Here is a 14,574-nt window from a genome sequence, read left to right as displayed (position 1 = left end):
GGTCACCCTCACCGACCTGGCCCCCGACACCGAGTACCGCTACCGTGTCGTCCCCGGTGAGGGCGCGGCCGGTCGTTGGCAGAACTTCACCACCGCCGACAGCGACGCGGTGCCCTTCGACTTCCTCTACTTCGGCGACATCCAGAACGACATCTCCGCCGGGGCCGCGCCCGTGGTCCGGGCCGCCCTGGCCGCCGAGCCCGACGCCCGACTCGCCGTGCACGCGGGTGATCTGATCGACCACGCCGAGAACGACTCGCAGTGGGGCGAGTGGTATGACGCGTTCGGCTCCGAGGGCACCGGCGGCATCAACCACGTGACCACGCCCGGAAACCACGAGTACTCCTCCAACGCGCTCAGCGGTCACTGGGACCTGCAGTTCCCCGGCGCCGGCAACGGTCCCGAGGAGGGTGTGGACCTGAACGAGACGGTCCACCACACCGATTACCAGGGCGTGCGGTTCATCAGCCTGAACTCCAACTACCGTGACGCCGACGTCGACGACGTCGACGCGTGGTTGGAGTCGCAGACCGAGTGGCTGGTCCAGACCCTGCGGGACAACCCGAACGAGTGGACCGTCGTCACCTTCCACCATCCGCTGTTCTCCAACAGCCCCGGGCGGGACAACGAGCCGCTGCGCCGGGCCTGGTTGGAGGTCCTGGAGGAGTACGACGTGGACCTGGTCCTGCAGGGCCACGACCACTCCTACAGCCGCGGCAACCTGGTGGAGAACCGTACCGAGGACCCCGACGTGCACACCGGACCGGTCTACTGCTGTGACCGGAAACGTTCACCCGGGTGTCCTCACGCTGCGATGGGTAGCGGTCGGCCTCCCCAACGAACACCTTTCTCGCTGCGTACCCGGGCGCGTTCTCGGCGTTGGGCCGCGAGCACGTCCGGGTCACGGGCGTTGGCGTTGCGCCACCGCAGGTAGGCATGCAGCGCCCGCGTCTGGACCGTGTGGTTGGGGTGGTGGGAGTTGGCGATGGTGAACTGGCGCAGCGGCCCGAAGTGCGCCTCGATCGGGTTGGCCCAGGAGGCGTAGGTGGGGGTGAAGCACAACTCGACCTTGTTGCGCCGGGCCCAGGAGCGGATCTTGGGACCCTTGTGCGCGGACAGGTTGTCCATGATCACGTAGACGGGTGCGCCGTCCGGGCGGGCGGCCCGAATCGACTTGAGCGCCGTGAGCGTGTTCGCGCCGCCTTTGCGCCGGTGGTTGATGCCCCACAGGGTGTCGGAGCCCACCGAGTAGCAGCCATGGAAGTAAGTGACGCCGTGGGTGCGCCGATAGGTGGCCGCGATGCGATCGGGCAGGCTCTTGCGGGCCCAGCCCGTTCCGGCGGTGGGGCGGATGCCCAACGGCCCGAACTCGTCGAAGGCGAAGATCCGGTCGGCGAAGTGCTCCATGACGTGCTCGATGCGGTCGAGTTTGGTATCGCGGTCGGGGTCGGGTGAGTCCTTCCAGGTCGTGGTGCGTTGGAAGGTGACACCGTGCCGGTGGAGCAGGGTCCGCAGGGTCTCGCGGCCGATGCGCAGGCCTGGTCCGGGGCGGCGGGCCAGGTGGGCGGCGAGTTTACGCAGCGACCAGCGGGTGAAGGGCTGGCCGAGCTTGGTCGGGCGGGTCGTGGCCGTGTGGATGACGAGGTCTTCCTCGTCAGAGGTGAGCAGGCGGGGACGGCCTCCCGCCCACTTAGGGTCCAGGCAGCTCAGCCCTTGGTCGTTGAAGGCGTGGATGACCTCGCGCACGGTCTTTTCGTCAGCGGCGACCAGGCGAGCTATGACCGGGACGGTGTTGCCGCTGGAAGAGGCCAGGATGATCATCGCCCGCCGGTAGCGAACCGTGTTGGTGCTGCCCCGGCGGACGATGCGTTGCAGTTTTTGGCCCTCAGGATCGGTGAGTCTGCGGGCTTTGAGGGGTGCGGACACCGCGGCTCCCAGGATCGGCTGCTGGTGTTGCGGTCAACCCTGACACCGATCACTCACCCAGGCGAACGTTCCCGGCCACGGCACTACGTGGTCGCGGTGACCGGCCCCAAGATGTACGAGGCCGGCGACGTGAACTGGACCTCCAACGGCGCCGAGGCGCGGGTTCAGGTCACCCATACCCAGACCTTCCAGTCGGTCTCGGTGGACGGCTCCACCCTGGAGTACGTGTCCACCACCGCCGATGGTGAGGTCGTGGACGCCTTCACCATCGACAAGGGCGAGGACGGCAAGTCGGTCACCGACGACCGTTGACCCGTCGGCGCCCATGATGTGCGCCGTGTGCCCGGTCCGGGTGGGTGCGTCGAGGGACGTCTCGGTTCTCCGTCCCGACGCGCCCGCCCGGACCTCGTCGGCCCCGTGAACCGGTGGCCGGCCCGGGCCTGGGTGGCCCCGGGCCGGCGATCCCGGCCCGGGGGTCGTCAGCCGACCAGGGCCTGCCAGGTGATGGGCCCGGCCTGGCCGTCGGAGACCAGACGGTTGGCGCTTTGGAAGTTGCTCACCGCGGTGTGCATGACGGGCCCGAAGTTGCCGTCGACCTCGACCCCGGCGCTTCGCTTGTTCATCACCGTTTGCAGGGCGCGCACGTGCGAGCCGTCGGCCACGCCCTCCTCCAGTTCGTAGACCAGATGCGGCCAGGTCAGGGGGCCGACCTGGCCGTCGTCGACCAGTCCCTGATCGCGTTGGAAGGCCTTGACCTCGGCCACGGAGACGGGCCCGTGATAGCCGTCGACCTCCAGTGAGCTTCCGCGCTGGTTCATCAGGTGCTGGATGGTGCGGACGCGGGCTCCGTTGGATTCGGGGTCGATGCTGGACCATCCTCCGCCCAGGTCGACTCCGCGCGCGGCCATGAACGGGACGGGGTCGGTGTGTGATCCCAAGGACCCGTTGTGGGTTTCGAAGTGCAGGTGGGGTCCGGTGACGTTGCCGGTGGCGCCCATGTCCGCTATGCGTTGCCCGGCCGAGACCGAGGCGTTCAGGGCGACGCGGTAGGCGCTCAGGTGGCCGTAGTAGGTATAGACGCCGCCTCCGTGGTCGAGAACGAGCGCCTCACCGGTGCGTCCGGGCAGGCCGCCACCCCAGGATCGACGGACGACGGTGCCCGCGGCTGCGGCGTAGGCGGCCGTTCCGGTGGAGTTGGTGACGTCCTGGCCCGCGTGGGGGCCGCCGCCGCGTGGGGCACCGTAGTGACCGCCGTTGGGAAAGTATCCGAGTGCGGGGTTGCACCAGGCACCGTTCATGGCCGAGGCCGCGTGGGCCGTGGCGCCGCCGAGGCCGGCCACGGCGACGGTCGCGCCCAGTCCGAGCCCGATGAGCGCGCGTCGGGACCATGGGGCAGGGGATGGGTCAGTACCGCTCGGAGCGGGGGTGGGGGCCGAGCAGGAACCGCACATATGGTCTCCACAAAGATTAGTTTCACATGTAGCATCTGTTGCGTTGGTTTCCTACATACGAGGGAGAATAAGGGCTTCGGACCCGCTTGAACAGGGGGTCACCGCTCCTTTCCTCCGACCCACCGCCCTTGTCCTGGCCGGTCCCCACGCGCCCCACCAAGGGCCATCTCCCCCGAGACCGATACGACACCGGCGCCCCCGCCGCGTGACACCCCCACCACCCCCGCAGGAGTCACAAGGTCAACTACCCGTGGCTGAAGCCCACGGGCTTGCGGGTAGGCGCCCATCTGGTGGATGGATCCTTCCTCCCGCGTCCGACACCCACTCATCTGGTGGGTGCTGGGGCGGTTGACTCGCGCCCCGCAGCCCACGCCGCCTGGCCTCGGTGGGCGAGGTTGCGTGCAGCGTTCACATCGGCGTGCAGCACCACACCACATTGGCGGCACATGAACCGGTTCCGGGTGGGCCGGTTGCGTCTGGAGGTGTGGTCGCACTCCGAGCAGGTCTGAGAGGTGTAGGCCGGATCCACGATCAGGACCGGCACCCCCGTCCTGCGAGCCTTGTAGGCGATGAAGTCCCGCAGTTGCGCGAAACTCCACGAATGCAGCATGGAACGCTGTTGCTTGGCCAGCCGTACCCGGCCACGGATGCCCCGAAGGTCTTCCAGGACGATGCCGTGATCGGTGCGTTCAGCCCGCTCCACGATGCGTTTGGAAATCGTGTGGTTCACATCCCGCGCCCGCCGTGCCTCCCGGCGGCGCAGACGCTTCAACACGCGTTTGGCGCTCTTGGTGTTCTTGGCCTGGAGTTTGGCGCGAAGCTCGTTCTGTTGCCTGCGCTGCCGGTTCAGGTGGCGTCCGGCGAAGCGGTCCCCGGTGGAGGTGGTGGCGATCTCCACGATCCCCAGATCCACCCCTACGAACCCCACCGGATCCGGGTTCTCCTCGGCCTCGGGCACCTCACAGGTGGCCGCAAGGAACCACTGCCCGTCCTGACAGAGCAGGTCGCTCTCACCCTGGCGACACTCGGCCAACAGCTTCAACTGATCAGGCGAAGAGGTGAAGCCCAGATTCTTCATCCGCCCCACCACGGTCCAGATCGAGACGGTGCGCGCGTCCATCTGCCAGGACAGACACCGATCATCGAAGGGTTGCGCCGCATCGGAGCGGAAACAGATCGGGGTGGACTCGATCCGCGCCCGCCGCGCAGAATCCTTCCGGCCCAGGTTTCCGGCTTTCAGGTTCGCGTGCCGGGTGGTGTAGGCGTCCGCGACCTTGCCCAGGACCCGCACCGTGGGCTGCGCCGACAACCCGAACCTGGCTTTCAGCTCGTGGTAGAGGGCCCTTTGCAGGGTGTACTTGTCGCGAGCCCCGGTGGTCTGAGCGATGCGGGAGGCGTGGTCGGCGGCCTCGTTACAGGCGTGCAGGGTCGCCTCAAGCGCCTGCGCCTGTTCCGGCGAAGGCAGCAACTTGACCCGCACCACCAGCTTCATCACCGAACACGCTAACCACCCCGACCAGGAGGTGGGGCCGAATCAGAGAACTTCTCCGCCTTTTCCCGGTCTTCGATGGCCGGGAAGAGTGTGCGGGGGTGTTTCCTCCCGGCCCTGAAGGACCGGGCTTCCACACCCAGAAATCAGGTGAACATGCATGGCCACGTCGGTGACCGCGTCCATGGTCCCCGCGAAGAACAGTCCCGCCATGAAGACGGCGGTGGAGGGCGCCAGACCGGCGGCGATCGACCCGAGACCGGTGAGGACGGTGCCCGCCACGGCCACGTTCGCCGACCCGAGCCGCCGTACCAGTACGGCGGCGACCAGGCCGGCCAGGAACGCCCCCGCCGGAAAGGCCGCCACGGCCACACCGTAGACGGCGTTGTCGATGCCGATGTCGGCCTTGATCTCGGGGAACCGGGGGACGAGGTTGGCGAACAGGGCACCGTTGGTCAGGAACAGAGCGGCGCCCGCGATCCGTGCCCTCCGGTCGACGCGGGCGGCCCGATTCCGTGTGTCGACGCTCACGGGTTCGAACCTATCCGCCGCACGCCCTCGCCGGTGGGACGGGGGCGTGCGGGGACAGGGCCGGTTCGGACCAAGGATCAGGTCAGCGCGGCGACCACCGCCTCCTCCCCATCCCACCGGGCACGCAGCCGCCACCTTCCTCGGGGCTCGGACTCCAGCACGTGCGGGAGCAGGATCCGATCGCCGGGCTCACCGACCTCGGGCTCCGCACCGGCTTCCCTGGTGATCAGCACCTTCTGTGGACGTTGCCCCACCCGACCGCCGTCCTTCCAGATCTCCAGTTCCGCCTGTTCCTGCACACCGTTCAGGGCCCGCCGGAAACAGTCGAGCGCCACCTCGTCGGCGGTGCCGTCGTAAACCCAGCGCCACCCCAGGACGGAGTGGTCCAGGGTGCCCACGAGGTGCTCCTCGTGATCGGTCAGGGGCGCGCCCCGGTAGGTCAACGGGAGGTGGTGCAGGCGGCCGGAGCGTCGCAGCAGGAACACCTCCACCCCGACCTCCCCCTTCGGGTCGTCGAACCGATAGGTGCCCAGGACCTCATCGGGTCCCTCTCCTGCCCACGGCCTACCATCCAGCCAAGAGCCGATCAGGGTCGGTTTGTCCGGTGTCAGAGTCGCGTCGTAGATGATCGCCATGGGGCCAGTATCCGCCCGAGACAGTCCGGCCGCACCCTCCGGTGCGCCACTTCCCCGGAAAGAGGCAGGGTTTCATCGTGGTGGGGAAGCCCTCGGGGCGTATGGCGGCTTCACCCGAGATCCGGTACTCCTTCCCCGGGACCGATTCTTCGTGGAGGTCGGCCTTCGATCGTTGTTCGGGGGTAGGGGTCCCGCTGTGCGCCCGAGCCGGCTCCGATGGCGGAGTGGCGCACCCGGGCCACGACACCTTTCATCCCTAGCGTTGAGGACATGACCCCGACCGAGAGAATCTACTCAGCTCTGCTCAGACGTGATCGGGAGAGCGAGTCCGAGCTGCCCGCCCCCGTGCGCGCCGACGTCGCGCGCAATGGGCTGCGCCTGGTGTCGGCCAACGCTCTGCAGTCCTCCGGTGACCAGACGGTCAACGCCTCGACCGTGCTGCCCTGGCTGTTCCACTCCTTGGGGGTGCCCACGGCGCTCGTGGGGTTGCTCGTGCCCATCCGCGAATCCGGTTCGATGCTGCCGCAGGCGTTGCTGACCCCGCTGATCCTGCGGGTGCGGTATCGCAAGTGGGTGTTCGTCCTCGGTGCCCTGGTCCAAGCGTTGTCGGTGGCGGTGATGGCGGCCACGGCCGCGCTCGCGCGGGGGCTCACCGCCGGTGTGGTCATCGTGGTGGCCCTGGCGTTCTTCTCCCTGGGCCGGTGTCTGTGCTCGATCTCCTCCAAGGACGTCCAAGGTCGCACCGTTCCCAGCGGGGAACGCGGCCAGATCAACGGGCTGGCCACCACCGCCGCCGGGCTCGTGGCCATCACCCTGGGGGTGGCGATCCGAGTGCTGGGTGGGGAGGACCTGGACGCCGGCCGGCTCGCCTGGGTCCTGGCCGGTGGCGCCGTCCTGTGGGTGGGTGTGGCCTGGGTCTACGCGGGGGTTCGGGAACCCGCCGACGCGTCGGCTTCGACGATCGAAGGATCGGGGAGGGCATCCGACGACGAGCCGGTGCGATGGCACGACTGGTTCGTCCAGACCCTTCGTCTGCTGCGCGATGACCGTTCCTTCCGACACTTCGTCACGGTGCGCGGTCTGTTGCTGGTCTCGGCGCTGAGCCCACCGTTCGTGGTCACCCTGGCCACCGACTCGGGCACCACCGGTCTGTCCGGGCTGGGCGGGTACGTCATCGCCTCCGGGGTCGCGGCCCTGGTGGGTGGTCGCCTGTCGGGCCGGCTCGCCGACTGGTCGAGCCGCAGACTGATGACGTTCGGTGCCGCGATCGCCTCGGCCATCATCCTCGTACTGGTGCTGGTGGTGTCGTTGCCCGGTTTCAGCGGGGAGAGCGCGTGGGGGTCGGCCGTGTTCATCGGGGCGTACTTCCTGCTCACGCTGACGCACACGGGAATCAGGGTGGGCCGCAAGACCTACGTCATCGACATGGCCGAAGGCGACCTGCGCACCACCTACGTTGCGGTGTCGAACTCGGCGATGGGACTGATCCTGCTGGTGGTCGGCGGTCTCAGCTCGCTGCTGACGCTCCTCGGCGTGGAGTGGACGCTGCTCTTCCTCGCCACCCTGGGTCTGGCCGGGGTGGTCGGCGGCGGCCGGCTCCCGGAGGTCTCCCGAGGGTCCCGAGGGTAGGGGCCGGCCAAGGTACGGCGAGGGCCGGTTGAGAGCGCGGCTCGCACGAATCCCGGGAACCCCTGAACCTCAGGAACGACTCCGCCTTTCCGCCAAGACCACCCATTATTCGATGCGTGGATCCGACGAAGAGGTGTCCGCCTACCGGAAACGCGATGTCAGGTCCGTGGTCGCAGGAGCGGCATCAACGGGCAGTGGGCCCCGACCATGCGGCACAAAAGCACCACCCCGGCCAGGGACACCACGACCGCCGCCGGGACCGGGCCGAAGGGATCCGGGAGTTCCTGCGTCAGCACGAGCACTCCCATGACCAGCACGAAACCCCCGAAGCCCTTACGCAGTGCGGCCTCGGGCACTCGGGAGGTAAGGAGCGAGCCCACGAGCGACCCCGCGACCGCGGCGGCGGTCACCATCGCCACCAATGCCCAGTCCGGGCTCACGCTCGTCAGGTAGCCGGTGAGTCCGGCGAAGGACTTCATCGCTATCACGAGCAGGGAGGTTCCCACCGCCGCCGGCATGGCCAAGCCACCGAGCAGGGCGAGCGCGGGCACGACGAGGAACCCTCCCCCGGCGCCGACGAGTCCGGTGATCGCCCCGACCGCCACACCGTCCAGGATGATCCGTCGCAGGGGAAGCGCTCCGGACTCCGCGTCCCGATCGGTGCCCCCGGCTCTGGCCCCGAGCATGGTCACGGCGGTGGCGACCATCATCAGGGCGAAGGCGATCATCAACAGGGTGCCCGGCAAGTACCCGCCCGCCAGGCCGCCGAGGAAGGCCCCCGCCATACCGGAGGCTCCGAACACCAGTCCGGTGCGCCAACGGACGTTGCCCGCCCGCGCGTGCGTGAACGTACTGACCAATGAGGTGACACCGACGACGAACAGGGACGCGACGATGGCCTCCTTGGGCTCCATCCCCGCGACGTAGGTCAACAGCGGGACCATCAGGATGGAACCGCCGCCTCCGAGCAGACCGAGCGCGAGCCCGACCACCACCGCGAGGCCCAGGACAAGGACGGGTTGGAACTCCATGTTCGACTTTCTTTTCGAGGACGGGCGACGTGGGCACGACCGACCACCGTCAAGGGAGCGGGGCGGTGCCATTCCCCCTGTCGGACGAGACAGCGGGTCCGGCACCGTCCCGGTCAGGGTGATCAACCGCTGATCGTCTCGGGGGCGGACCGGACTCGCCCCCATTCCGGCCGGTCCGAGTAACCTCCGTCGAGTTCGACGACGTGGTATCCGGCACGACGCAGCGCCCCGGCCGCCACCGAGCTACGCGCACCCGACCGGCAGTAGCTCACGATGGTGCCCTCGCTCGGCAGAGCATCGAGGTTCCACAGGATCCGACCGGCGCTGATCTGCATTGATCCCGGGATGTGTCCTTGGGCGTGTTCGGCCTTGTCGCGCACGTCCAGGACGAGCGCGACGTCGGCCTCGGCGAGCTCATCCGGGGTGACGCGTTCCGGCACGAACGTCGGCAGGCCCTCCATCGTCGTGGTATGACCGGCCACGTGGTCGATGCCGACACGGAGCAGGTGGTCGCGCACCTTCCGGGCGGCGTCCGCGTCGGACGTGAGCAACACCAGGGGCCGGGTCTCGGTCTCGGGGTCATAGGCCCAGGCCCCGAAGGTCGCGGCCTTGTCCGGGCCGGGGATGTTCAGCGCCCCGGCAATGGTTCCCCGGTGGACATCGGTGTGGGATCGGGTGTCGACGAGGACGACCTCGTCCTGGTCCAGGGACCGTCGAATCTCCTCGGCGCCGAGTTCGGGCGGCGGGGTGAGCGGGCCCAGGACCCGCGGTCCTTCCTTGTTCTGACGTTTCATCCGCGCGAAGTAGGCGTGGACGTCGGGTTGGCCGTCGAGCAGTTCCTCGACGAAGCCGTCCATGTCGTCTTCGCGCAGGTACGGACCCCACCAGGCGTTGAGCCGTTCGTAGCCGACCGTGGTGGCCGGGAGCGCGCCGAGGGCCTTACCGCAGGCACTGCCCGCGCCGTGCCCGGGCATGACCTGTACGTGGTCGGGCAGGGTCAAGAACACCTCGCGCAGACTGGTGAAGAGCAGACGTGCGCCCTCGAACCGGGTGTCGACCCCTCCGGCGGCCTCGTCGAGCAGGTCGGGGCGGCCCAGGTCCCCCGCGAAGACGAAGTCGCCGGAGAGCATGTAGCCCGGTTCCTGACTGAAGGCGCCATCGGTGACCAGGAACGACAGGTGTTCGGGTGTGTGTCCGGGTGTGTGGCGTGCCCGCACGGTGACGTTGCCGATGGTGATGGCGTCGCCGTCGCGGAGCCTCCGCGCCTCGAAGCCGTACTGCCAGTCCCGGCCGCCTTCTCCGGAGACGTAGACCGTGGCGCCGGTCGCCGCCGCGAGTTCACGGGTGCCGGAGAGGTAGTCGGCGTGGATGTGGGTCTCGGTCACGGCCACGATCCGCATGCCATGGGCTCGGGCCAGGTCGAGGTGGTCGTCGATGTCTCGGCGGGCATCGATCACGATGGCCTCTCCCCTGGCCTGACAACCGATGAAGTAGCCGGCCTGGGAGAGGTCGTTGTCGTAGACGCGTTCCAGCAACATGGTTACTCCTTGGACGAAGTGTTCGGTGTGGAGGGTTCGATGTGGCGTACTCGCGCGGGTCACATACTCCGGGGAGTATCCGGAAGACAGGGTTCGGCCCTGCCCACGACGCTCAGCGGCGAGCGCCGATCCGCGAGAGGGAGTCCTCGATGTCGACGTCGTTGTAGGGCTGGTTGTAGGGCAGGCGCGCCAGTGCCATGCCCATGGCACAGGTGTCGGTGATGGCGGCGAAGGCCAGTCCGGCACCGACGATCCCGGCGAGGGCCACCGCGGGGGGCCACACCAAGGAGGCGAGTACGGAGGTCAGGACGATGGTGCCGGCCACCAACCGAACCTGGCGTTCGAGCGCCCACTTCTGAGGGCCCCGAACGACGGGGGCACCCTGGGCCGCCCAGGCGTTCATGCCACCGTTCATCACGACCGTGTCGCTCAGCCCGGCCCCGGCCAGCTTGTCCCGGCATTGCCCGGCCCGACCTCCGGACTGACAGACCAGGACGAGGCGGCCGCCGGCCTCGGCGACGATGCGCTCCAGGTGCGCGTCCACGCGCCCCAGGGGCAGGTTGATCGCACCGGAGATGTGGGAACTCTCGTATTCGGCGGGGGTACGCACGTCCACGAGCAGGGTGTGCGGATCGGTTTCGATCAGGTCGCGCACGGCGCGCGGGTCGATGCCGTGGTCGCTCATGGTTTTCCTTCCGTCGTGGTGAATCCGATCCAGATACCCCGGGGAGTATCGGGAGAGCGGATGGGGACCTTGGTGCGGGACAGCGTCGGCCCACCGGGGCCTCCCCCATACCGGGGGGAGTATCCGAAAGCCAGGGATACACCCCGGCCGAGAACAGGTATGTCCCTACAGAGGTCGGCCGCACGGACGCGGACCCGTAAGGTCGTGCGCCCGCGCGGTGTCAGGCCAGGGCCAGGAAGAGCTTCTCCAGCTCCTCCTCGGTGAGCTCGGGTTCCTCACCCCGTTCGCGCGCGGTGTTGCAGTGCCGCATACCACTCGCGACGATCTTGAACCCGGCCCGGTCCAGGGCGCGGGAGACCGCCGCCAACTGCTGGAGGACGGCGGCGCAGTCCTCCCCCTCCTCCATCATGGAGATGACACCGGAGAGTTGGCCTTGGGCGCGCTTGAGTCGCGTGATCGCGTCGCCCACCATTTCAGGCTTCAATGCAGGTCTCCTTTCACCCTGTGGATGACAACATACCCCCGGGTGTATCCATTCCGCCACTCGGGTCACGCACGGCACCAAGGGGTCCACCCCGAGCCCACCTCGTCCTCGGTTCCCCGCCCACACGCGAGTCGACGCGCCGACACGGCGGGCTCACGCGGACCGGTGGCCACCGGTCGTCGTCGACTCGATGGCCACCACCCTGACGAAACGGGATCAGGGCCGGTCCGCCCCGACTCGTTCAGAGGACTCGTCCGAGGCCTTGGTGGGCTGCGGCCGCTCCAGTGCCGCGCCCTCGACATCGACGCCGGGCAGGATCCGGTCGAGCCACTTCGGGAGGTACCAGGCGGCGGGCCCGCACAGGTGCAGTAGGGCGGGCACCAACAGCAGTCGGACCACGAAGGCGTCGATGAGCACACCCACGGTCAACCCCAGTCCCAAGGGAGCCGACATCGGGTCCGGGCTGAACGCGAAACCCGCGAAGATCGACGCCATGATCAGCGCGGCCGCGACGACGACCGAACGTCCCGCGCGCAGACCCTGGCGGACCGCGAGCCGTGGGTCCGATCCCCGGGCATAGGCCTCGCGCATCCCCGAGGCGGTGAAGAGCTGATAATCCATGGCCAGCCCGAAGAGCACACCGACCGCGAGGACCGGCATGAAGGTGAGCACGGGCCCTGGATCACCGAAGGGGAAGAGCCCACCGAACCAGCCCCACTGGTACACCGCGACGACGGCTCCCATCGCCCCGGCGAAGGATCCTACGAAGCCGAGGGTGGCGATCACCGGCAACAACAGGGACCGGAACACCATGATCATCAGCACCAGGGACAGGGCGATGACCAACACCAGGTAGAGCGGTAGCGCGTCGGCGATGATGTCGGAGATGTCGATGTTGGCCGCGGGCCAACCGGCGACCGACAGCTCCGCGTCGTCCAGCCGGGTCCCCTCCAGCGGATCGCCGTCGCGGAACTCGTGCACCAGCGCTTCGGTGGATTCGGCGGTGGGGCCGTCCACGGGGATGATCTGGAAGGCCGCGACCGTCTTCTCGTCGTTGAGGGCGACCGGCATCACCGAAACGATGTCGGGGTGGCGCCCGAGTTCCTCAGCGATGTCGATCCGGTACTGTTCGGCGGTCTCGTCCCCAAGACCACCGGGAAGGTCCGCGACGGCGAGGAAGGGGCCGTTCCAGCCTGCTCCGAAGGCTTCCGCAGTGGCGTGGTAGGCCTGGTAGGGGGCGGTGTCCTCCGGTTGGGCGCTGTTGTCGGGAAGGCCCAGACGCAGGTCGAGGGTGGGCACCGCGAGCACGGCCAGTCCAAGCAGGCTCAGCGCCACGACACCGATCGCCTTGGGGGTGCTCATCGGCCGGTCGATCGCGATTTCGCGCGCGGGTGTCCCGCCGGCGACGGCGTCGTCCCGCACCTCCTCCAGGGCTCTGCGTTCCCTTCGTGCGAGGATCCGCGGGCCGGCCAGGGACAGCAGTGCCGGGGTCATCGTGATCGCCATGAGTACGGCGATGGCCACGCAGAACGCGCCCGCCGTCCCCATCATCCCGAGGAAGGGCAGGCCCGTGACGTTGAGCGCCAGCAGCGCGATGATGACCGTGGCTCCGGCGAACATCACCGCGTTGCCGGCAGTGCCGTTCGCCAGCGGAATGGAGTCCGCCACGCTCATGCCCTGTTTGAGCTGGGTGCGGTGCCGGTACAGGATGAACAGCGCGTAGTCGATGCCCACCGCCAGGCCCAGCATCAGACCGAGGGTCGGCGTGATGGCCATCATGTCCACGAACGCCGAGGCGGACACGGTCAGCAGCACGCCCACTCCGACGCCGAGCAGCGCGTTGAGCAGCGGAAGACCGACGCCGATGAACGTGCCCAGCATGACGAACAGTACGACGGTGGCCACCACGAGGCCGATGACCTCGACGATGCTCATCAGGTGCGGTTCTTGGACCGAGAGTTCCTCACCGGCGAGGAGCTCCACGCCGTCGATGTCGGCTTCGGTGAGCGTGTCGGTGAGTTCGTCGAGACGTTCAGGGTCGACGCCGTCGAGTTCACCGTCGAACCGCAGGGTGATGATGGCGGTGTCTCCGCTGTCGGAGACCAGCGCCGCGTCCTCGACGAGTTCCAGCATCGCCTCGGCGCGCTCCAACTCCGCGCCGCCTTCGGTGTGTTCACGCTCGGCCTGTTCCAGGTCCTGCTCGGCGGCCTCGATCTCGGTGAGGGCCTGGTCGAGCTCTTCTTGGCGCTGTTCGAACTCGGCTGCGGCGGCCTCGCGGGTGCCGTCGTCGCGGGCTTGCTCGATGGCCTCGTCGAGGTCTTCCTGCGCGCCTTCGATCTGTTCCCGCGCGGGTTCGGTCTCCTCTCGTGCGGTGTCGATCTCCGCTCGGGCGGAGTCGAGTTCCTCGCGTCCGGTGTCGATCTCGTCGTATCCGGCGGCGATGTCGGTCTCGGTGGCGAACGGGTCGGCGACCGTGGTGACGGGTTCGTGGTCTTCGAGTCGCTCCATCAGTTGCCTGAGAGCGCTTTCCTGATCCTCGGTGAACGGAGCCTCGTTCGTGGTTCGCACCACCACGTCGGCGCTGCCGCCGGCGAGTTCGGAGTCGGGGAACTCCTCGGCGACGCGGTCCGCCACCTCCAGTGTCTCCAGCTCCGGCAGGGATATCTCGGTGGTCAGCTGCCCGCCGAAGCCGGCAACGGCCGCGAAGGCCAGTAACAGCAGTGCGAACCACGAGGCGATGACGGTCTTGGCCCGGCGCGCGGCCAGGCGACCAAGACGATGGAGTAGTAGTGCCATGCCGGAAATATTAAACGCTACGTAGCGTATCGAATATCAGGGTTCACCCTGACAAACCCCTGAGAACGAGGCCCACGAGATCCTCACACCACTGCTCCGAGGGCCGGGCCCCGGCCAGGATCCGAATCGCCATGGTGTGACTGAGCGAGGCCGCCGCCGCCGAGAAGTCCTCCCTGGGCTCGATGGCACCGCTCTGGGCCGCGCTGTGCAGCCGTCGAACGAGGTGCCGGTCGTCCCACACCCCGACGTAGCCCTCGGTACTGCGTCCCACCGCGTCCAGGTCCGCCGAGAGCACCGCGCGCGCCAGGCTCATGTGACCGGGATCGAACGCCTCCTGTCGCAACCCCAACACCCAGGCGAGCAGATCGGCACGAAGATC

Annotated in this window: 13 protein-coding genes and 1 pseudogene; 3 read left to right on the top strand and 11 right to left on the bottom strand. The window is 68.4% G+C overall.

Features of this window, described 5'->3' with window-relative positions; all coding sequences use genetic code 11:
- Nucleotides 1-109: 109 nt before the first annotated feature.
- Nucleotides 110-697, top strand: a pseudogene (locus ACWGKS_RS19590) (metallophosphoesterase family protein); the annotation flags it as partial.
- Nucleotides 698-804: 107 nt separating this feature from the next.
- Here ACWGKS_RS19590 and ACWGKS_RS19585 read toward each other — a convergent pair.
- Entirely contained in the window at nt 805-1,926 is a 1,122-nt protein-coding gene (locus tag ACWGKS_RS19585; protein ID WP_358516399.1) for an IS630 family transposase, read from the bottom strand.
- A gap of 96 nt (nt 1,927-2,022) precedes the next feature.
- Here ACWGKS_RS19585 and ACWGKS_RS19580 point away from each other — a divergent pair, with 96 nt between their 5' ends.
- Nucleotides 2,023-2,238: a hypothetical protein gene (locus tag ACWGKS_RS19580; protein WP_452523456.1), complete on the top strand. Its 216-nt coding sequence runs from the start codon at nt 2,023-2,025 to the stop codon at nt 2,236-2,238.
- Between the two features lie 167 nt (nt 2,239-2,405).
- On the opposite strand, the gene ACWGKS_RS19575 is transcribed toward ACWGKS_RS19580, so the two are convergent.
- The 4 genes from ACWGKS_RS19575 to ACWGKS_RS19560 form a co-directional block, all read right to left on the bottom strand.
- A complete protein-coding gene (locus ACWGKS_RS19575; RefSeq protein ID WP_358507821.1) occupies nt 2,406-3,377 on the bottom strand; it encodes a peptidoglycan-binding protein in 972 nt (323 codons plus the stop codon).
- Between the two features lie 325 nt (nt 3,378-3,702).
- Nucleotides 3,703-4,869, bottom strand: coding sequence for an RNA-guided endonuclease InsQ/TnpB family protein (locus ACWGKS_RS19570; protein ID WP_358507822.1), 1,167 nt, complete (start codon nt 4,867-4,869; stop codon nt 3,703-3,705).
- Between the two features lie 42 nt (nt 4,870-4,911).
- Entirely contained in the window at nt 4,912-5,397 is a 486-nt protein-coding gene (locus tag ACWGKS_RS19565) for an MFS transporter (RefSeq protein ID WP_358507823.1), read from the bottom strand.
- A gap of 77 nt (nt 5,398-5,474) precedes the next feature.
- Nucleotides 5,475-6,032, bottom strand: coding sequence for a maltokinase N-terminal cap-like domain-containing protein (locus ACWGKS_RS19560; protein ID WP_358507825.1), 558 nt, complete (start codon nt 6,030-6,032; stop codon nt 5,475-5,477).
- A gap of 270 nt (nt 6,033-6,302) precedes the next feature.
- Between ACWGKS_RS19560 and ACWGKS_RS19555 the strand changes: the two genes are divergently transcribed.
- Entirely contained in the window at nt 6,303-7,661 is a 1,359-nt protein-coding gene (locus ACWGKS_RS19555; protein WP_358507827.1) for an MFS transporter, read from the top strand.
- A gap of 158 nt (nt 7,662-7,819) precedes the next feature.
- Here the strand turns inward: ACWGKS_RS19555 and ACWGKS_RS19550 are convergent, their stop codons facing one another.
- The 6 genes from ACWGKS_RS19550 to ACWGKS_RS19525 form a co-directional block, all read right to left on the bottom strand.
- Nucleotides 7,820-8,692: a sulfite exporter TauE/SafE family protein gene (locus tag ACWGKS_RS19550; RefSeq protein ID WP_358507829.1), complete on the bottom strand. Its 873-nt coding sequence runs from the start codon at nt 8,690-8,692 to the stop codon at nt 7,820-7,822.
- A 122-nt stretch (nt 8,693-8,814) separates the two neighbouring features.
- On the bottom strand, nt 8,815-10,230 hold the full coding sequence (locus ACWGKS_RS19545) for an MBL fold metallo-hydrolase (protein WP_358507831.1): 1,416 nt from the start codon (nt 10,228-10,230) through the stop codon (nt 8,815-8,817).
- Between the two features lie 112 nt (nt 10,231-10,342).
- Complete coding sequence (locus tag ACWGKS_RS19540; RefSeq protein WP_358507833.1) at nt 10,343-10,915, bottom strand: rhodanese-like domain-containing protein; 573 nt, start codon at nt 10,913-10,915, stop codon at nt 10,343-10,345.
- Between the two features lie 220 nt (nt 10,916-11,135).
- Complete coding sequence (locus ACWGKS_RS19535) at nt 11,136-11,387, bottom strand: metal-sensitive transcriptional regulator (RefSeq protein ID WP_358507974.1); 252 nt, start codon at nt 11,385-11,387, stop codon at nt 11,136-11,138.
- A 228-nt stretch (nt 11,388-11,615) separates the two neighbouring features.
- On the bottom strand, nt 11,616-14,195 hold the full coding sequence (locus ACWGKS_RS19530) for an MMPL family transporter (RefSeq protein ID WP_452523452.1): 2,580 nt from the start codon (nt 14,193-14,195) through the stop codon (nt 11,616-11,618).
- A gap of 43 nt (nt 14,196-14,238) precedes the next feature.
- Nucleotides 14,239-14,574 (bottom strand): hypothetical protein (locus ACWGKS_RS19525; RefSeq protein WP_452523450.1); only part of this gene is annotated, 336 nt, incomplete at its 5' end.

The organism is Nocardiopsis sp. NPDC055879 (assembly GCF_053615935.1).
This window is presented reverse-complemented; position numbering and strand designations above follow the sequence as displayed.